At 45.4% G+C, this 17,911-nt stretch carries 21 protein-coding genes; all 21 read left to right on the forward strand.

Annotated features, from left to right (window positions below; all coding sequences use genetic code 11):
• The first annotated feature begins 34 nt into the window (after positions 1-34).
• Positions 35-1,342, forward strand: a complete 1,308-nt coding sequence (trmFO, locus tag ACNFN4_RS15695; protein WP_012117550.1) for an FADH(2)-oxidizing methylenetetrahydrofolate--tRNA-(uracil(54)-C(5))-methyltransferase TrmFO — start codon at positions 35-37, stop codon at positions 1,340-1,342.
• A gap of 69 nt (positions 1,343-1,411) precedes the next feature.
• A complete protein-coding gene (gene xerC / locus ACNFN4_RS15700) occupies positions 1,412-2,329 on the forward strand; it encodes a tyrosine recombinase XerC (protein ID WP_007409774.1) in 918 nt (305 codons plus the stop codon).
• Positions 2,330-2,344: 15 nt separating this feature from the next.
• Positions 2,345-2,890, forward strand: coding sequence for an ATP-dependent protease subunit HslV (gene hslV / locus ACNFN4_RS15705; protein WP_014417767.1), 546 nt, complete (start codon positions 2,345-2,347; stop codon positions 2,888-2,890).
• A 16-nt stretch (positions 2,891-2,906) separates the two neighbouring features.
• Complete coding sequence (gene hslU / locus ACNFN4_RS15710) at positions 2,907-4,310, forward strand: HslU--HslV peptidase ATPase subunit (RefSeq protein WP_007611413.1); 1,404 nt, start codon at positions 2,907-2,909, stop codon at positions 4,308-4,310.
• Between the two features lie 37 nt (positions 4,311-4,347).
• Complete coding sequence (codY, locus tag ACNFN4_RS15715) at positions 4,348-5,127, forward strand: GTP-sensing pleiotropic transcriptional regulator CodY (RefSeq protein WP_003154263.1); 780 nt, start codon at positions 4,348-4,350, stop codon at positions 5,125-5,127.
• A 353-nt stretch (positions 5,128-5,480) separates the two neighbouring features.
• A complete protein-coding gene (flgB, locus tag ACNFN4_RS15720; RefSeq protein ID WP_003154260.1) occupies positions 5,481-5,870 on the forward strand; it encodes a flagellar basal body rod protein FlgB in 390 nt (129 codons plus the stop codon).
• The gene (flgC, locus tag ACNFN4_RS15725) at positions 5,870-6,322 is read left to right on the forward strand and encodes a flagellar basal body rod protein FlgC (protein WP_020955818.1); all 453 of its coding nucleotides are present in this window, start codon (positions 5,870-5,872) and stop codon (positions 6,320-6,322) included. Before flgB ends, flgC begins: the two co-directional genes overlap by 1 nt.
• A gap of 10 nt (positions 6,323-6,332) precedes the next feature.
• Positions 6,333-6,653: a flagellar hook-basal body complex protein FliE gene (gene fliE, locus ACNFN4_RS15730; protein ID WP_007409777.1), complete on the forward strand. Its 321-nt coding sequence runs from the start codon at positions 6,333-6,335 to the stop codon at positions 6,651-6,653.
• A 42-nt stretch (positions 6,654-6,695) separates the two neighbouring features.
• Complete coding sequence (gene fliF, locus ACNFN4_RS15735) at positions 6,696-8,306, forward strand: flagellar basal-body MS-ring/collar protein FliF (protein ID WP_012117551.1); 1,611 nt, start codon at positions 6,696-6,698, stop codon at positions 8,304-8,306.
• A gap of 12 nt (positions 8,307-8,318) precedes the next feature.
• A complete protein-coding gene (gene fliG / locus ACNFN4_RS15740; protein ID WP_003154256.1) occupies positions 8,319-9,335 on the forward strand; it encodes a flagellar motor switch protein FliG in 1,017 nt (338 codons plus the stop codon).
• Entirely contained in the window at positions 9,328-10,083 is a 756-nt protein-coding gene (gene fliH / locus ACNFN4_RS15745) for a flagellar assembly protein FliH (protein WP_020955819.1), read from the forward strand. Before fliG ends, fliH begins: the two co-directional genes overlap by 8 nt.
• The gene (gene fliI / locus ACNFN4_RS15750) at positions 10,080-11,396 is read left to right on the forward strand and encodes a flagellar protein export ATPase FliI (RefSeq protein WP_014417770.1); all 1,317 of its coding nucleotides are present in this window, start codon (positions 10,080-10,082) and stop codon (positions 11,394-11,396) included. The genes fliH and fliI overlap by 4 nt, the downstream gene beginning before the upstream one ends.
• Before the next feature lie 5 nt (positions 11,397-11,401).
• The gene (fliJ, locus tag ACNFN4_RS15755; protein WP_003154253.1) at positions 11,402-11,845 is read left to right on the forward strand and encodes a flagellar export protein FliJ; all 444 of its coding nucleotides are present in this window, start codon (positions 11,402-11,404) and stop codon (positions 11,843-11,845) included.
• 11 nt (positions 11,846-11,856) lie between these two features.
• A complete protein-coding gene (locus ACNFN4_RS15760; protein WP_014417771.1) occupies positions 11,857-12,471 on the forward strand; it encodes a MotE family protein in 615 nt (204 codons plus the stop codon).
• A 6-nt stretch (positions 12,472-12,477) separates the two neighbouring features.
• Complete coding sequence (locus ACNFN4_RS15765) at positions 12,478-13,818, forward strand: flagellar hook-length control protein FliK (RefSeq protein ID WP_014417772.1); 1,341 nt, start codon at positions 12,478-12,480, stop codon at positions 13,816-13,818.
• Complete coding sequence (gene flgD, locus ACNFN4_RS15770) at positions 13,819-14,259, forward strand: flagellar hook assembly protein FlgD (protein ID WP_007409782.1); 441 nt, start codon at positions 13,819-13,821, stop codon at positions 14,257-14,259.
• Positions 14,260-14,283: 24 nt separating this feature from the next.
• A complete protein-coding gene (flgG, locus tag ACNFN4_RS15775; protein WP_007409783.1) occupies positions 14,284-15,060 on the forward strand; it encodes a flagellar basal body rod protein FlgG in 777 nt (258 codons plus the stop codon).
• Positions 15,061-15,099: 39 nt separating this feature from the next.
• Positions 15,100-15,315, forward strand: a complete 216-nt coding sequence (locus ACNFN4_RS15780; protein ID WP_003154243.1) for a flagellar FlbD family protein — start codon at positions 15,100-15,102, stop codon at positions 15,313-15,315.
• Entirely contained in the window at positions 15,312-15,731 is a 420-nt protein-coding gene (gene fliL, locus ACNFN4_RS15785) for a flagellar basal body-associated protein FliL (protein ID WP_014417773.1), read from the forward strand. The genes ACNFN4_RS15780 and fliL overlap by 4 nt, the downstream gene beginning before the upstream one ends.
• Positions 15,732-15,764: 33 nt before the next feature.
• The gene (gene fliM / locus ACNFN4_RS15790; RefSeq protein WP_003154240.1) at positions 15,765-16,763 is read left to right on the forward strand and encodes a flagellar motor switch protein FliM; all 999 of its coding nucleotides are present in this window, start codon (positions 15,765-15,767) and stop codon (positions 16,761-16,763) included.
• Positions 16,753-17,889, forward strand: a complete 1,137-nt coding sequence (gene fliY / locus ACNFN4_RS15795) for a flagellar motor switch phosphatase FliY (protein WP_014417774.1) — start codon at positions 16,753-16,755, stop codon at positions 17,887-17,889. The genes fliM and fliY overlap by 11 nt, the downstream gene beginning before the upstream one ends.
• Positions 17,890-17,911 lie beyond the last annotated feature (22 nt).

Below are 17,911 nucleotides of genomic sequence, written 5' to 3' on the forward strand. Positions count from 1 at the left end.
TGTGGAAGGGACAAACAACAGGAGATGAAAAGAAATGAACCAGCAAACAGTTAATGTAATCGGAGCAGGCCTTGCCGGAAGTGAAGCGGCATGGCAGCTTGCAAAACGAGGAATTCAAGTGAAACTATATGAAATGCGGCCCGTCAGGCAGACGGCAGCCCATCATACTGATAAATTCGCCGAACTGGTATGCAGCAACTCCCTCCGTTCAAATACACTCGCCAATGCGGTAGGCGTATTAAAAGAAGAAATGCGGGCGCTTGACTCGGCAATCATTCAATCTGCTGATAAATGCTCGGTTCCGGCAGGGGGAGCGCTTGCCGTTGACCGTCATGAATTTGCGCAAAGCGTGACGGATCTCGTGAAAAACCATCCGAACGTAACGGTTCTTACTGAGGAAGTAACAGAGATTCCGGAAGGCCCGACGGTTATCGCGACCGGACCGCTTACGTCAGAATCGCTTTCACAGCAGCTGAAAGAGCTCACGGGAGAAGAGTATCTGTATTTTTATGACGCGGCGGCGCCGATTGTCGAAAAAGACAGCCTTGATATGGAGAAAGTGTACTTAAAATCCCGTTATGACAAGGGAGAAGCGGCGTACTTAAACTGCCCGATGACAGAGGAAGAGTTCGACCGTTTCTATGAAGCATTGACGACGGCTGAGACGGTACCTTTAAAAGAATTCGAGAAAGAAATCTTCTTTGAAGGCTGCATGCCGATTGAAGTCATGGCGAAAAGAGGCAAGAAAACGATGCTGTTCGGACCGATGAAACCGGTCGGACTGGAAGATCCGAAAACTGGCAAGCGCCCTTATGCAGTCGTTCAGCTCAGACAGGATGATGCGGCGGGAACGCTTTATAATATTGTAGGTTTTCAGACACATTTAAAATGGGGAGACCAAAAAGAAGTGCTTAAACTGATCCCCGGCCTTGAAAATGTTGATATCGTCAGATACGGCGTCATGCACAGAAACACATTTATCAACTCGCCGAGCCTTTTGAACCCGACATATCAATTTAAACAGCGTAACGATCTGTTTTTCGCGGGCCAAATGACCGGCGTAGAGGGTTATGTTGAATCTGCCGCTTCAGGTCTTGTAGCGGGAATCAATGCCGCCAAACTTGTGCTCGGTCAGGATCTTGTGACATTCCCGCAGGAGACGGCGATCGGAAGCATGGCTCACTACATTACGACGACAAATCAGAAGAACTTCCAGCCGATGAATGCAAACTTCGGCCTCTTAAAAGAATTGCCTGTAAAAATTAAAAACAAAAAAGAACGAAATGAAGAATACGCTAAACGCGCAATTGAGACTATTCAAACTATTTCGAAAACGATATAGCTTTTCATTGCAACTTCGATGCATTATATGATACCATTTAAAAGCCCTTCGGAGAGGGAGGTCTTCATAATGACTGAGAATGTTAACTTTTTTTTAAAGTTATTCGTTGAATATTTACAAATTGAAAAAAATTATTCACAATATACTATTGTGAATTATGTTAATTCGATTGAAGAATTTGGGATGTTTCTGCATGCTCAAAATATAAATGGAATGAAAGAAGCTGCATATCATGATGTGAGAATATTTTTGACAGAGGCTTATGAAAAAGGCCTGTCAAGAAAAACAATCAGCAAGAAAATTTCAGCTTTGAGAAGCTTCTATAAATTTTTAATGAGGGAAAAGCTTGTTGAAGAGAATCCGTTTCAGCTTGTTCATCTGCCGAAACAAGAGAAACGGATTCCGAAGTTTCTTTATGAAAAAGAACTTGAGGAACTATTCGCTGTTTCAGACAGAAGTCAGCCGTCAGGGATGCGCGATCAGGCCCTGCTTGAGCTTCTTTATGCGACCGGAATGAGGGTCAGTGAGTGCTGTACGCTTACTGTCGGCGATCTTGACCTGTTCATGGATACGGTGCTCGTTCACGGGAAAGGCAAGAAGCAGCGCTATATCCCGTTCGGCTCATATGCCCGTGATGCGCTGGAGCTGTATATCAACAGCGGAAGGCAGTGCCTGCTTGAAAAAGCAAAAGAGCCTCATGATGTGCTGTTTGTCAATCAAAGAGGCGGCCCGCTGACCGCCAGAGGAATCCGGTATATTTTAAGCGGGCTTGTAAAAAAAGCATCCGGCACTTTACATATACACCCGCATATGCTTCGGCACACGTTTGCGACTCATCTGCTGAATGAAGGGGCTGATTTAAGAAGCGTCCAGGAGCTTTTGGGCCATTCCAATCTGTCTTCTACGCAGATATACACGCATGTATCGAAGGAAATGCTGAGAAACACATATATGTCCCACCACCCGAGAGCTTTTAAAGAAAATTAAAAGGAGGCCCTTCTCATGTCATCTTTTCATGCGACAACGATTTTTGCCGTCCGGCATAACGGGAAAAGCGCTATGTCAGGAGACGGCCAGGTCACATTCGGTCAGGCTGTAGTCATGAAACATACCGCGAGAAAAGTGAGAAAGCTGTTTAACGGAAAGGTTCTGGCCGGATTTGCGGGATCTGTTGCAGACGCTTTCACACTTTTTGAAATGTTTGAGGCGAAGCTTGAAGAATACAACGGCAATTTAAAACGTGCGTCGGTTGAGCTTGCGAAAGAATGGCGCAGCGATAAAGTGCTGCGCAAGCTGGAAGCCATGCTGATTGTCATGAACCAGGATACCTTGCTTCTCGTATCGGGAACAGGTGAAGTGATTGAGCCGGATGACGGCATTTTGGCCATCGGCTCCGGCGGAAACTACGCCCTGTCAGCAGGAAGAGCGCTGAAAACCTATGCCGGAGAGAATCTGTCCGCCAAAGATATTGCAAAAGCCGCTTTGAAAATCGCGGGCGAGATTTGTGTGTACACAAACGATCAGATCATTTTGGAAGAACTTGAATAGAAAGGACTTGAGGCGCATGGAAAACAAACCGTTAACACCGAGACAAATCGTAGACCGGTTGGATCAATACATTGTAGGACAGCAGGATGCGAAAAAAGCTGTCGCCGTGGCATTAAGAAACCGCTATCGCAGAAGTCTTCTTGATGAAAAACTGAGAGACGAGATCGTTCCCAAAAACATCCTGATGATGGGCCCGACCGGGGTGGGGAAAACAGAGATCGCCAGACGGATCGCCAAGCTTACCGGTGCGCCATTTATAAAAATTGAAGCGACAAAATTTACAGAAGTCGGCTATGTAGGCAGAGATGTCGAATCAATGGTCAGAGACCTCGTTGAGACATCCGTGCGGCTCATTAAAGAAGAAAAAATCAGCGAAGTGAAAGAACAGGCTGAAGAAAATGCAAACAAACGTATAGTGCGGCTTCTCGTTCCGGGAAAGAAAAAACAAGCGGGTGTGAAAAATCCGTTTGAAATGCTTTTCGGAGGAAGCCAGGCGGCAAATGATGATGAAGCCGACCAGCAGGAAGAAGCAAGCCTTGAAGAAAAAAGAAAACGCATGGCGCATCAGCTCGCATTGGGAGAGCTCGAAGACCATTACGTCTCCGTAGAGGTGGAAGAGCAGCAGCCGTCGATGTTTGACATGCTGCAAGGCTCCGGGATGGAGCAGATGGGCATGAATATGCAGGATGCGCTGAGCAATCTGGTGCCAAAAAAGAAAAAACGCCGCAAAATGACGGTCAGAGAAGCAAGGAAGGTTCTGACCAATGAAGAGGCAGGCAAATTAATCGATATGGATGAAGTCGGCCAAGAGGCCGTGTTAAGAGCTGAAGAGGGCGGCATTATCTTTATTGACGAAATAGATAAAATCGCAAAAAACGGAGGGGCTTCTTCCTCAGCAGATGTATCGAGAGAAGGCGTTCAAAGAGATATCCTTCCGATTGTCGAAGGATCTACCGTCGTCACGAAATACGGCTCCGTCAAAACAGATCACGTGCTGTTTATCGCAGCCGGGGCATTCCATATGGCCAAACCGTCTGATCTGATTCCGGAGCTGCAGGGCCGCTTTCCGATTCGTGTAGAATTGAGCAAGCTGACGGTAGATGATTTTGTGAAGATTCTCGTCGAACCCGATAACGCGCTGTTAAAACAATATCAGGCTTTATTGCAGACAGAAGGTATATCTCTTGAATTTTCTGACGAAGCTATTCGTAAGATCGCCGAAGTGGCTTATCATGTGAATCAGGATACGGACAACATCGGAGCGAGAAGGCTTCACACGATATTGGAACGTCTCTTGGAAGACCTGTCGTTTGAAGCGCCGGACGTGACGATGGAAAAAGTAGCCATCACGCCGCAATACGTTGAAGAAAAGCTCGGAACGATTGCAAACAACAAAGATCTAAGTCAATTTATATTGTGAAAATTTAATAAGAGGAATTCTAGGAGGATTATTTATCATGGCTTTACTACAAAAAACACGAATTATTAACAGCATGCTGCAGGCTGCCGCAGGCAAACCCGTAAACTTTAAAGAAATGGCTGAAACGCTTCGTGACGTCATTGATTCTAATATTTTCGTCGTCAGCCGCAGAGGAAAGCTTTTGGGCTACTCTATTAATCAGCAGATTGAAAATGACCGCATGAAAAAAATGCTTGAAGACCGCCAGTTCCCGGAAGAGTACACGAGAAATCTGTTCAATGTTCCGGAGACGTCTTCAAACCTTGATATCAACAGCGAATACACGGCGTTTCCTGTAGAAAACAGAGACCTGTTCCAAGCGGGCTTAACAACGATCGTGCCGATCATCGGCGGAGGAGAGAGACTGGGCACGCTCATTCTGTCCCGTCTGCAGGATCAATTTGAAGATGATGATCTCATTCTTGCTGAATACGGAGCAACCGTTGTAGGAATGGAGATTTTAAGAGAAAAAGCGGAAGAAATCGAAGAAGAGGCGCGAAGCAAAGCGGTTGTTCAAATGGCGATCAGTTCTCTGTCTTACAGTGAACTTGAAGCGATTGAGCATATCTTTGAAGAGCTTGACGGAAACGAAGGCTTGCTTGTGGCAAGTAAGATTGCGGACCGTGTCGGCATTACGCGTTCAGTAATCGTTAACGCGCTGAGAAAGCTGGAAAGCGCAGGCGTCATTGAATCCAGATCACTGGGAATGAAGGGGACGTACATTAAAGTTCTGAACAACAAATTCCTTATTGAATTGGAAAACCTTAAATCTCATTAAGACAAAAGCAGGATCCCTAAAAATGGGGGTTCTGCTTTTTTTATGGACAATAGGTGAAAAGTTGCAGTTTAAAGTTGCTTATTGGAATCTGATCTGAGATAATCCATCTTGCTGTGTGAAAAAAGGAGGAAGAAACAGAAATTCTGCTATTTTCAGTCTTATATTAAACAAATCCTTGTAGTACAAATATTCTAGGACTTAATACCTACATGCAAAATAGATATAATTGAGCACTTTTTTTTAGCCTAACTTCATAGACTTTAAGCCTGTTATTTCTTACAATAAGCATATGGTTTTACAATTCTCGACAAGGATTTTTAGGAGAAAAATATCTGAAATGGAGGTAAGTGGATTTGGACTTATTTTCTGGAACTATACAAAATCTTGAGAATGCCTTGGGGAGAGCGGACATTAAGCAAAAAGTCTTAACTAATAATATCGCCAATATAGATACACCGAACTATAAGGCAAAAAAAGTCTCTTTCCGAAATTTGTTAGATCAGGAAACATCCAATCTTGAGGCTGTAAAAACCGACTATCGGCACGTTGACTTTACGGGTTCGGGGGACGATTATTCTATCGTGTCCAGCAGTGATACATCGTACCAGCAAAACGGAAACAATGTCGATATCGACAAAGAAATGACAGATTTAGCCGAAAACCAAATTAATTATCAGGCTTTGGTTGAAAGAATGAGCGGCAAATTCAATTCTCTGAAAACCGTCTTGACAGGAGGAAAATAATGAGTGGCTTTCAAAGCTTAAATATTTCGGGTTCCGCTTTAACTGCACAGCGTGTCCGGATGGACGTCGTATCGTCCAACCTGGCCAATATGGATACAACGAGAGCGAAGCAGGTAAATGGCGAATGGATGCCTTACAGAAGAAAGCTGGTATCTCTCCAATCCGGAGGCGAATCATTTTCGTCCCTTTTACATTCCAAGATGAACGGAACAGGAAGCGCGGGAAGTGGCGTAAAGGTATCTGGTGTTACGGAAGACCCGTCCGCTTTTAATCTCGTTTATGATCCGGAGAATCCTGATGCGAATAAAGACGGATATGTACAAAAACCAAATGTAGATCCATTAAAGGAAATGGTGGATCTTGTCAGCAGCTCGAGATCATATGAAGCAAACGTAACTGCATTAAACGCCTCCAAAGGCATGCTTTTGAAGGCGTTAGAAATCGGAAAGTAAGGTGATGTAAGTGGTTAACGCTATTACTCCTTTTCAGCTTCAACAAACCCAAAACACTCAAAACGTAACGAATCAATTAAACCAAACTCAAAAAACTGATTCTTCAAACCAAACAAGCTTTTCGGAGCTTTTAAAAAACTCTATTGATTCGTTAAATGAGTCACAAGTGAAATCTGACCAAATAACGAACGAACTGGCTGCAGGAAAGGATGTAAACCTTGACGAGGTCATGATCGCTGCCCAAAAAGCAAATATTTCTCTGACGGCCGCTACCGAATTCCGCAATAAAGCCGTGGAAGCCTATCAGGAAATCATGAGAATGCAGATGTAGTGGTCAGATTGAAGAGAATGACTGGAATGACCGGGGGTTAACATGAATCGTACTCTAATGCAAATGAAAACCAAAACGGCAGCGTTTTGGAACAACAGATCAAAAACACAGAAGATACTCATGGTAAGCGGCTTGGCCGCATTCATTATTTTACTCATCGTCGTTATTATTTTTACTTCGTCTGAAAAGATGGTGCCTCTTTATAAAGATTTGTCCGCGGAAGAAGCGGGGAAGATTAAAGAAGAGCTCGATACGAAAAAGGTGTCTTCTGAACTTGCTGACGGCGGCACGGTCATTAAGGTTCCTGAGAGCCAAGTGGATTCGCTTAAAGTCCAGCTTGCCGCGGAAGGCCTGCCGAAAACGGGATCAATTGATTATTCGTTTTTCGGACAAAATGCGGGCTTCGGCCTGACAGATAATGAGTTTGACGTTTTAAAGGTTGAGGCGACTCAGACCGAATTGTCAAACCTGATAAATGAAATGGACGGTATTAAAAGCTCGAAGGTCATGATCAACATGCCGAAAGAAGCCGTGTTCGTCGGTGAAGATCAGCCGGCAGCGTCCGCTTCAATCGTTTTGCAGATGAAACCGGGCTACTCGCTTGATCAAAACCAGATAAACGGGCTGTACCATCTCGTTTCTAAAAGTGTTCCGAACTTAAAAGAAGATAATATCGTCATAATGGATCAAAATTCTACATATTATGACAAAAGTGACAGCGGTGCAGGGTCCGTTTCTGACAGTTATGCTTCTCAGCAAGGTATTAAGTCGCAGGTCGAAAAGGACATTCAAAAACATGTTCAGTCACTGCTCGGCACAATGATGGGGCAGGATAAGGTCGTTGTTTCCGTGACGGCGGATGTTGACTTCACGAAGGAAAAACGCACTGAAGACACTGTCGAACCTGTCGATAAAGATAACATGGAAGGCATAGCGGTAAGCGCCGAAAAAGTTGCGGAAACGTATAAAGGCGACGGCGCGGCCAACGGCGGCACGGCCGGAACGGGAAGCAATGACACCGCGAACTATGCCGAGACAAACGGCGGTTCAAACAGCGGGGACTACGAAAAAAGCAGCAATAAAATCAACTATGAAGTCAACCGCATTCATAAAGAAATCGCTGAAAGCCCGTATAAAGTGCGTGATTTAGGCATTCAGGTCATGGTGGAGCCGCCTAATCCGAAAAATGCCGCTTCCTTATCAGCACAGAGACAGGCTGATATACAGAAGATTTTAGGAACGGTCGTCAGAACGTCTCTTGATAAAAACGAAACGCAAAATCAAAACCTGACAGACAATGATATCAACAATAAAATCGTTGTATCCGTTCAGCCGTTTGACGGAAAAACAAGCCTGAACACAGATTCGGCACAATCTTCAGGTCTTCCGATCTGGGTATACATTACAGGCGGCGTACTGCTTGCGGCCATTATTCTGCTTATTATTCTCCTCATCAGAAAGAAACGCTCACAAGAGGATGAATACGAAGAATATGAATATGAAACACCGCCGGAGCCGGTTCGATTGCCTGATATCAACGAAGAGAAAATTGAAACGGAAGAAACCGTCAGACGAAAACAGCTTGAAAAAATGGCTAAAGAAAAACCGGAAGACTTTGCTAAATTGCTTCGAAGCTGGCTGGACGAGGATTAGGGGGAATGGAAAATGGCGAAACGTGATCAGAACAAGCTTACAGGAAAACAAAAAGCAGCCATCCTCATGATTTCCTTAGGCCTTGATGTATCAGCTTCTGTGTACAAGCATTTGTCTGAAGAAGAAATTGAAAGATTGACACTCGAGATTTCGGGAGTCAGAAGCGTCGATCATCAAAGAAAAGATGAAATCATTGAAGAATTTCATAATATCGCAATCGCTCAGGACTATATTTCACAAGGCGGTTTAAATTACGCCCGCCAAGTGCTTGAAAAAGCGCTCGGAGAAGACAAAGCGGTAAGCATTTTAAACAGGCTCACCTCTTCTTTGCAGGTAAAGCCGTTTGATTTCGCTAGAAAAGCGGAGCCCGAACAGATTTTAAATTTCATTCAGCAGGAACATCCGCAAACGATGGCGCTGATTTTATCCTACCTTGACCCGGTGCAGGCCGGACAGATTTTGTCTGAGCTGAACCCGGACGTTCAGGCTGAGGTGGCAAGAAGGATTGCGGTTATGGACAGAACGTCTCCTGAAATCATAAATGAAGTGGAGCGGGTCCTTGAACAAAAGCTGTCCTCCTCCTTTACGCAGGATTATACGCAGACCGGCGGCATAGAAGCCGTTGTTGAAGTGTTAAACGGCGTAGACAGAGGAACGGAAAAAACGATCCTTGATTCATTAGAAATCCAAGATCCTGAATTGGCGGATGAAATCAAAAAACGGATGTTTGTCTTTGAAGATATTGTCACCCTTGATAACCGTGCGATTCAGCGCGTGATCAGAGATGTTGAAAACGACGACCTCCTGCTTTCATTGAAGGTTGCGAGCGAGGAAGTCAAAGAGATCGTCTTCAGCAATATGTCACAGCGTATGGTTGAAACGTTTAAAGAGGAAATGGAAATTATGGGGCCTGTGCGTTTGCGTGATGTGGAAGAGGCGCAATCAAGAATCGTGGGCGTCGTCCGCAAGCTGGAAGAAGCCGGAGAAATTGTAATCGCGCGAGGCGGAGGAGACGATATTATTGTCTAATATCATTAAACAGCAATCATCATTTTCTCCTGAACAAAAACGGCGCAAGCTTTCCTTGCAGGAAGTCAGGAAAACACATTCCCAGCCAGACCGGGAGGAACCCGAAAATCCGGAGGCTCTCATGGCCTTTGCCAAGGCCGAAGCCGACAGGGTGTCTGAAGAAGCGAAAAATCAATTAGAGCACACTCTTCTGCAGATTGAAGAAGAGAAAAACCGCTGGGCGGAAGAAAAACAAAGATTGATAGAAGAAGCAAAGGCAGAAGGATATGAAGAAGGCATGGCGTTGGGAAAAGCCGTGGCTCAAGCTGAATACGCCAATCTCATCAGCCGGGCCAATGCCGTTATGGAAATGGCGAGACAGTCAGTCGAGGAAAAACTGGAAAGCGCTGAGGAAGAAATCATTGAGCTTTCCGTTGCGCTCGCTAAAAAAGTATGGCGGCAAAAAAGTGATGATAAAGAGGCTTTTCTTCTGCTGGTCAAACAGGTAGTAGCCGAAGTAAAAGATTATGATGACATCTCCATCTATGTGGACCCTGAATATTATGAGACGGTTCATCAGCATATGGACGAAATTCAGCAGCTGTTATACAAAGAATGCAGATTAAGCTTATATGCCGATGAAAAAGCCGCGAAGGGAACGTGCTCGATAGAAACTCCGTTCGGACGTGTTGATGCAGGCATAGACACCCAGCTGATGCAATTAAAGCAAAAACTTTTAACGGCGCTTGAGGCGGGAGCGGAGCAATGAAGACACAGCATTTAATAGACTCAATTGAAACAGCGGATCCGTACAAACGCTACGGCAAGGTTAAACGGGTCATCGGGCTGATGATTGAATCAAAAGGGCCCGAAAGCTCAATCGGAGATGTTTGTCTCATTTATCCGAAAGGCCATGCGAAAAAAGCGATTAAAGCTGAGGTTGTAGGCTTCCAGGATGAAAACATTCTGTTAATGCCTTATCTGGAAGCGGCCAGCATCGCGCCGGGGAGCATTGTGGAGGCCACTGGCGAGTCGCTCCGCATTAAAGTAGGCGCGGGTTTAATCGGACAAGTTGTCGACGCGTTCGGCGAACCTCTTGACGGCCGGGCGCTTCCGAAAGGCTTGTCCCCCGTTTCGACGGAGCAGCCGCCGCCAAACCCGATGAAACGCCCGCCGATACGGGAAAAGATGGGTGTCGGTGTCAGATCGATTGACAGTCTGCTGACGGTAGGAAAAGGGCAGAGAATCGGGATTTTTGCCGGAAGCGGGGTCGGAAAAAGCACCCTGATGGGAATGATCGCGAAGCAGACTGAAGCTGATTTAAACATTATCGCACTCGTCGGTGAACGGGGGCGCGAGGTGCGTGAATTCATCGAGAAGGATTTAGGCGAAGAAGGCCTGAAACGCTCGATCGTCGTAGTCGCGACCTCTGATCAGCCTGCCTTAATGCGTTTGAAAGCGGCGTATACGGCCACCGCCATTGCAGAGTACTTCCGCGATAAAGGCCGGAATGTGATGTTCATGATGGACTCCGTCACGAGGGTCGCGATGGCTCAGCGGGAAATCGGCCTGGCAGCGGGGGAACCGCCGACAACAAAAGGGTATACACCTTCTGTGTTCGCTATTTTGCCCCGTTTGCTGGAAAGAACGGGCGCGAATGAACAAGGAACGATAACCGCTTTTTATACGGTTCTCGTTGACGGAGATGATATGAACGAACCGATTGCCGATACGGTGCGCGGAATATTAGACGGGCATATCGTTCTCGATCGGGCGCTTGCCAACAAAGGGCAGTTCCCGGCCGTGAATATCCTGAAAAGCATCAGCAGGGTCATGTCTAATATTTCAGACACATCGCATATAGAGGCGGCCAACAAATTCCGCGATCTTCTGTCAACTTATCAAAACTCTGAAGATCTCATTAATATCGGAGCTTACAAAAGAGGGTCATCAAGAGAAATTGATGAAGCGATTCAGTTTTATCCGCAGCTTATTCAATTTTTAAAACAAGGAACGGAAGAACCTGCTCAATTGGAAGACAGCATTGCGGCATTGACGAGTCTGACAGGAAAAGAGGAATAAACATCGTGGCATACCAATTCAGATTTCAAAAGCTGTTGGAATTAAAAGAAAATGAAAAAGACCAAACATTGACTGAATACAGACAATCGGTTTCTGAATTTGAGACAGTGGCTGAAAAACTATATGAAAATATGAGCAAAAAAGAATTGCTCGAAAAAGACAAAGAATCAAAGCTGAAATGCGGGATGAGCGTTCAGGAAATGAGACATTATCAGCAATTCGTTTCCAATCTTGAGAACACCATCTATCATTATCAAAAGCTTGTCATCATGAAACGAAATGAAATGAATGAGAAGCAGGAACAGCTTACCGAAAAAAACATTGAAGTAAAGAAATTTGAAAAAATGCGGGAAAAACAATTTAATATGTTCGCACTTGAAGACAAAGCTGCAGAGATGAGGGAAATGGACGACATTTCAATCAAGCAGTTTATGATTCAGGGGCATTAGGAGCGAATGAAATGGCCGATAAAGAAAAGAGATCTGGAAAGTTCGGTTCAATCCTGCTTTTTATCATGATCCCGCTGATTTTTCTGATCATCGTCGCAAGCATCATCCTTTGGGCTGCCGGCGTTGATGTGATGAAGCCGATTCAGGAAACAGCCGCTAAAACGCCTGTTTTAAAAGAATTGGTTCCCGAAACGAAAGAAATGAAAAGTGCGGCGGAAAAGCAGAAGGAAGACAGAACGGCTTCTCTTGAAAAGACCATAAAGGAACAAAAAAGTGAAATTAACATTTTGAATAAAGATTTAGACACAAGCAAGTCCGAAATCGATAATCTGAATCAGAAAATCCGTTCACTGAAACAGGAAGCTGAACAGCAGCAGAAAATGAAGACGGATGAAACGAAAAAAGACGCTTCGGATTCAGCCGGAAAAGATAAAATGATCAACATCTATAAAAGTATGGACAGCGGTAAAGCGGCAAGCATTATTGTAAAGCTGAAAGAAAAAGAAGCCCTCGATATTTTAAACGGATTAAGTAAAAAGCAGCTTGCTGAAATCTTGACGAAAATGACTCCTGAACAAGCGGCTAAATATACAGAAAAACTATCCGCTGACGGAAATAAGGAGTGATGTAAGTTGAAGCTGCTTGAATTAACGGGTAATCGTACGCAGACTGCGCAAAACAGCAATGTGAAGATGAATGTAAACAGCTTAGGTCTATTTCAGAACTGGCTCCTGTCGGAAATCACTTCTCCCCGGCAGCCCGGAGATGAAACAAAAACAAGTGACGCTGAGCTGAATGATGCCCTATCGAAAATCGGTGATTGGCTGAAAGCCGGCCCGGAAGATAAAGAATTGCAGCTGAAACAGCTGCTTGAGGCGGTAAAAGCTCTTGAAGGAAAGCAGACGGCTGAAACAGCTCTTCCTTTATTGAAACAGCTTGCCGAATCTGTTGAAGACATGTTAGCGGGAAAACAGCATGGGGAGAAGCCTGAAACGGATGAACCGGATTCTTCCGCAAAAGACGGGGATTCCGTCAAGGATGCGCTTGAGAAGGGCCTGCTTTTCATTCAAGAAGCCGTATCCCAGCTCTTCACATCTCAGCAGGAACTGCCGGACAGCGCGCAGGCAAAGGCGGTTTACCAGGAAGGCGCCCGTTTATTAGAGGCATTGAAAAAACAAGGTGTCCCGGACCGCGTGATTCAAGACCTGCGGCAGACATTTTTTCCGAAAAACGAATCTGCATCTAAACTTTACTCCATGACAGCCGCTGAGCTGAAGAGCTTTCAAAGCGTCACGGAGCAGCTTGCGGGCCTTTCTCAAAAGGGGACAAAGGATTGGGATATGGCTGAAACTGAGCTGAAAGCTTTTGTGTTATCTCAATCATCTGAATCATCCCAAGAGTCAGCCGGGAAAACAGAACAGCAAAACGGCACGGTTTCTCACGCAAAGGCACCTGACAGCAAATTGTCTGCACATATACTGTTTTCGGGAACGAGAAGCCTTGCCGGCATTCAGCAAACGTCCGCAGGAGCTGAACAGCAGCCGGCAGAAAATAAACCGTTAACGGATCAGGTCATCAGCGGCTGGAAACAGATGAAATACACGCCTTTCGGGAAAACAACCGGAAGCTTTACGATTCGTCTTAATCCCGAGAACCTCGGATTTGTCACAATTAAGGTGACAAACGAAAACGGGATGTTTCAAAGCAAAATAATCGCATCCAGCCAGTCCGCGAAAGAGCTGCTGGAACAGCATCTTCCTCAGCTGAAACAGTCGCTTCCGAATATGTCGGTCCAGGTCGACCGTTTTACAGTCCCGCTTCAAAGCGGGGATCAGCAGCCTGTTTACGGACAGACGGCCGATCACAATAAACAGCAGCATCAGGGACAGAGAGAGCAGAAAAACCAGCAGCAGTCAGGCGATTTCGGAGATATGCTGGAGGAGCTTTCTCTCAATGAAATGGAGGAAGAATAGTTGACATCAGTAAACTCGGATTATGCCGCGGCGGGCGCTTCAACCACTTCAAGCGCGAAGAGCACCTCCGCAGTAAACAGCAGCACGAATTTAGGGAAAGACGAATTTCTGAAGATCTTAATGACACAGGTTCAAAACCAGGACCCGCTCAATCCGGTTGATGACAAAGAATTCATCAGCCAGATGGCGACATTTTCTTCATTGGAGCAAATGATGAATATGAATACGACGATGACTAAATTTGTAGAAAATCAAGATCCGTTTACGATGTATGTGAACTGGATCGGCAAAAATGTTACATTCAGCGACAGCGACGGGAAGGATCAGACAAGCCCGGTCAATTCAGTCAAGCATTCAAACGGCAATTACGTGCTCGTGCTTGAAAATGGCAAAGAGGTCAGTCCGTGGAATGTCACGGCCGTCAGCGAAACATCTAAATAAAAAGAAACCCAGGGGGAATTTAACATGTTACGTTCATTATATTCCGGTATCAGCGGCATGAAAAACTTTCAGACAAAACTAGATGTAATCGGCAATAACATCGCCAACGTCAACACAGTGGGATTTAAGAAAAGCCGCGTTACATTTAAAGATATGATCAGCCAGACAGTCGCCGGCGGTTCAAACGTGACCAATTCAAAACAAATCGGCTTGGGTGCCGCGACTTCTTCCATTGATGTCGTTCATTCAACCGGCGCCCCGCAGGCTACACAGAATAAAACCGACCTAGCCATTGACGGAGACGGCTACTTTCAGATTAATACAGGTGCGGGAATTGTTTACACACGTGCGGGGAATTTCGGAAAGGACAATCAAGGGAACCTTGTTACGACTGATGGGTACTACCTTGAAAAAATCGGCGGCGGCAAAATCAATATTCCGACTGATGCGAAAGATTACAGCATCGGTGCAGACGGAACCGTTACATACACTGATGCAGGGGATGAGGTTCATGATGCCGGACAAATCGGTCTGGTCACGTTCCCTAACAGCGCCGGTCTGGAAAAAATCGGAGGCAACCTTTACAGAGAATCATTAAGTTCAGGAGCTGCGAGCGCAGTCACCACTCCGGGCGAAAACGGAACGGGTAAGCTTTTGGCAGGCTATCTTGAAATGTCAAACGTAGATCTGACAGATGAATTTACCGAAATGATCGTTGCTCAGCGGGGTTTCCAATCAAACTCAAAAATCATTACGACTTCAGATGAAATCCTTCAGGAGCTGGTTAATCTGAAACGGTAAGGAGGGAGGAGAGGCGGTTAGGCCGCTTCTCCGGATTGCATGATTCAAGTCACCCGTTTAAACGGCCAGCCTTTTACGCTGAACGCGCTGTTTATCGAACAGATTGAGTGCTTCCCCGACACGACGATTACACTGTCCAACGGCAAAAAGTTCGTAGTGAAAGAACCGGAAGAAGCAGTTCTCAAAAAAGTCATATCGTTTTACCATAGCATACAAATATTTTCACTGGATCAGGGAATAGAGGAAGAAGAATGAAGAAAAAATTAGTCATCATTTTGCTGATTATTTTAATTGTCATCGCCGGCCTCGGAACGGCAGCATATTTTGTCGTCAGCGGAAATTCCGGCAAAGATAAAAAGCCGACAATTGACGAAGTCGTTGCAGCCACTGTGTCTGTCGACGATATCACGACAAACTTAAAGTCTGACAGCATCATCCGTATCGGCATCAAGCTTGAAACCGACTCGGCTAAAGCGAAGGAAGAACTTGAAAAACGCGATTTTCAGGTGAAAGACAACATCATTTCCATTTTAGCCGACACAAGCGCCGGAGAGATTGAGGGAGATAAAGGAAGAGAAGCGTTTAAACAATCATTAAAAGAAAAAGTAAACAGCTATCTCCAAGAAGGAAAAGTTCAGAAAGTGTACATTACCTCCTTTAATCTGCAATAAAAACAAATTTGACAGAATACGGAGGTGAAGAAAATGTCAGGAGAAGTTCTCTCCCAAAATGAAATAGACGCACTGCTTTCCGCCATTTCCACGGGTGAGGCGGATGCGGAAGAGCTGAAAAAGGAAGTAAAAGAGAAAAAAGTAAAGGTATATGATTTTAAACGGGCTCTCAGATTCTCGAAAGATCAGATACGCAGTTTAACCCGGATACATGATAACTTTGCGAGGCTTCTCACAACACACTTTTCCGCCAAGCTCAGAACGTATATTCATATATCCGTCAGCTCAGTTGATCAGGTGCCGTATGAAGAATTTATCCGTTCCATACCGAACATGACGATTTTAAATTTATTCGATGTCCATCCGATGGAAGGCAGAATCATGATGGAGGTTAATCCCACCATCGCATACGCAATGCTTGACCGCGTCATGGGAGGCATCGGCATCACTCATAACAAAGCTGACAGCCTTACGGAAATTGAAACGAATATTATTTCTAACTTATTTGAAAATGCACTGGGCAACTACAAAGAAGCGTGGCAATCGATTGCTGATATTGACCCTGAAATGACTGAATTTGAAGTGAATCCTCAGTTTGTACAGATGGTTTCCCCAAATGAAACAGTCGTTGTCATTTCTCTCAATACGCAGATAGGTGAAATCAGCGGTGTCATTAATCTTTGTATTCCCCATGTCGTACTTGAGCCGATTATCCCTAAGCTTTCCGTACATTATTGGATGCAATCAGACCGGAATGAAGCGAAGCCCGAAGAAACGAAGTTGCTTGAAAAGCGCATCATGACGGCTCAAATTCCCGTTGTGGCTCTCTTGGGCGCTTCTGAACTGACAATAGAAGAATTTTTAAGTTTGGAAGTCGGGGACTGTATAACTCTGGACAAATCAGTGACTGATCCTCTTACTGTATTGGTCGGAAACAAACCGAAGTTTTTAGGGCAGGCCGGCCGGGTGAATCGAAGACAGGCAGTGCAAATTTTAGATCACGACATAAGAGGTGAACAAGATGAACAATAGATTATCTCAAGATGAAATCGATGCTCTTCTTAACGGCACAAGCAGTCAATCAGAGGATACAGAACAGCCTCAAGAGGCGAACTTGTCTGAACTTGAGCGCGATGCGATCGGAGAAATCGGGAATATTTCGTTCGGCAGCTCGGCTACGGCGCTGTCCACTCTTTTAAATCAAAAAGTGGACATTACAACACCGAGTGTGACCGTCATTTCAAAAAGCAAAATCAGTGATGAATTTCCTCATCCGTATGTTGCCATTGAAGTGAACTACACAGAAGGCTTTGACGGCAGCAATTTGCTCGTCGTCGAACAAAGCGACGCGGCCATCATCGCGGATTTGATGATCGGCGGAGACGGCTTGGGCGCCGATCCGTCACTCGGTGAAATCCACCTGAGCGCCGTGCAGGAAGCAATGAATCAAATGATGGGCTCGGCTGCGACGTCAATGTCGACCGTGTTCAGTAAAAAGATTGACATTTCTCCGCCAAGGGTTGAACTTCTGGATGTGACGGAAGAAAAAGGGACCGACAGAATACCTGAGGATGACCTGCTCGTAAAAGTGTCATTCCGTCTGAAAGTCGGCGAATTAATCGATTCGAGCATCATGCAGCTTTATCCGATTACGTTTGCGAAAGATCTGATCGCAGAACTGATGACTGCAGACCAGCATGAGTCAGAGGCCGCAGAAACCGTATCAGAACCACAGGAAACATACGAAACGCCGCAGCCGGAACCTGCCATGCAGCCGGAGCCGCAGGCAAAACCCGAGCTTCCGAAGAGACAGGGAACCGCCAAAAAAGCTGCTCCTGTTCAAGTCGCTCCGGTGGAATTCCAGGCGTTTGATCATAACGAAGCGGCGCAAGGATCAAGGAATAACCTTGATATGCTGATGGATATTCCGCTTTCCGTTACGGTTGAGCTCGGCAGAACGAAGAGAAGCGTCAAAGAAATCCTTGAACTTTCTGCGGGAAGCATTATTGAGCTTGACAAGCTGGCTGGTGAACCTGTTGACATCCTGGTCAACCAGCGGATCGTGGCAAAAGGCGAGGTCGTCGTCATAGAAGAAAACTTCGGCGTGAGAGTCACTGATATTTTAAGTCAGGCAGACCGCCTTAACAATTTAAAATAAGCGAACATAGAGGAGAGAAACA

This window comes from Bacillus sp. N1(2025), from assembly GCF_053470005.1.

Coding starts and splice junctions, on each gene's coding strand:
- trmFO (WP_012117550.1), top strand. CDS start 35: ATGAACCAGCAAACAGTTAATGTAATCGGAGCAGGCCTTGCCGGAAGT.
- xerC (WP_007409774.1), top strand. CDS start 1,412: ATGACTGAGAATGTTAACTTTTTTTTAAAGTTATTCGTTGAATATTTA.
- hslV (WP_014417767.1), top strand. CDS start 2,345: ATGTCATCTTTTCATGCGACAACGATTTTTGCCGTCCGGCATAACGGG.
- hslU (WP_007611413.1), top strand. CDS start 2,907: ATGGAAAACAAACCGTTAACACCGAGACAAATCGTAGACCGGTTGGAT.
- codY (WP_003154263.1), top strand. CDS start 4,348: ATGGCTTTACTACAAAAAACACGAATTATTAACAGCATGCTGCAGGCT.
- flgC (WP_020955818.1), top strand. CDS start 5,870: ATGAGTGGCTTTCAAAGCTTAAATATTTCGGGTTCCGCTTTAACTGCA.
- fliF (WP_012117551.1), top strand. CDS start 6,696: ATGAATCGTACTCTAATGCAAATGAAAACCAAAACGGCAGCGTTTTGG.
- fliG (WP_003154256.1), top strand. CDS start 8,319: ATGGCGAAACGTGATCAGAACAAGCTTACAGGAAAACAAAAAGCAGCC.
- fliI (WP_014417770.1), top strand. CDS start 10,080: ATGAAGACACAGCATTTAATAGACTCAATTGAAACAGCGGATCCGTAC.
- ACNFN4_RS15760 (WP_014417771.1), top strand. CDS start 11,857: ATGGCCGATAAAGAAAAGAGATCTGGAAAGTTCGGTTCAATCCTGCTT.
- flgG (WP_007409783.1), top strand. CDS start 14,284: ATGTTACGTTCATTATATTCCGGTATCAGCGGCATGAAAAACTTTCAG.
- ACNFN4_RS15780 (WP_003154243.1), top strand. CDS start 15,100: ATGATTCAAGTCACCCGTTTAAACGGCCAGCCTTTTACGCTGAACGCG.
- fliL (WP_014417773.1), top strand. CDS start 15,312: ATGAAGAAAAAATTAGTCATCATTTTGCTGATTATTTTAATTGTCATC.
- fliM (WP_003154240.1), top strand. CDS start 15,765: ATGTCAGGAGAAGTTCTCTCCCAAAATGAAATAGACGCACTGCTTTCC.
- fliY (WP_014417774.1), top strand. CDS start 16,753: ATGAACAATAGATTATCTCAAGATGAAATCGATGCTCTTCTTAACGGC.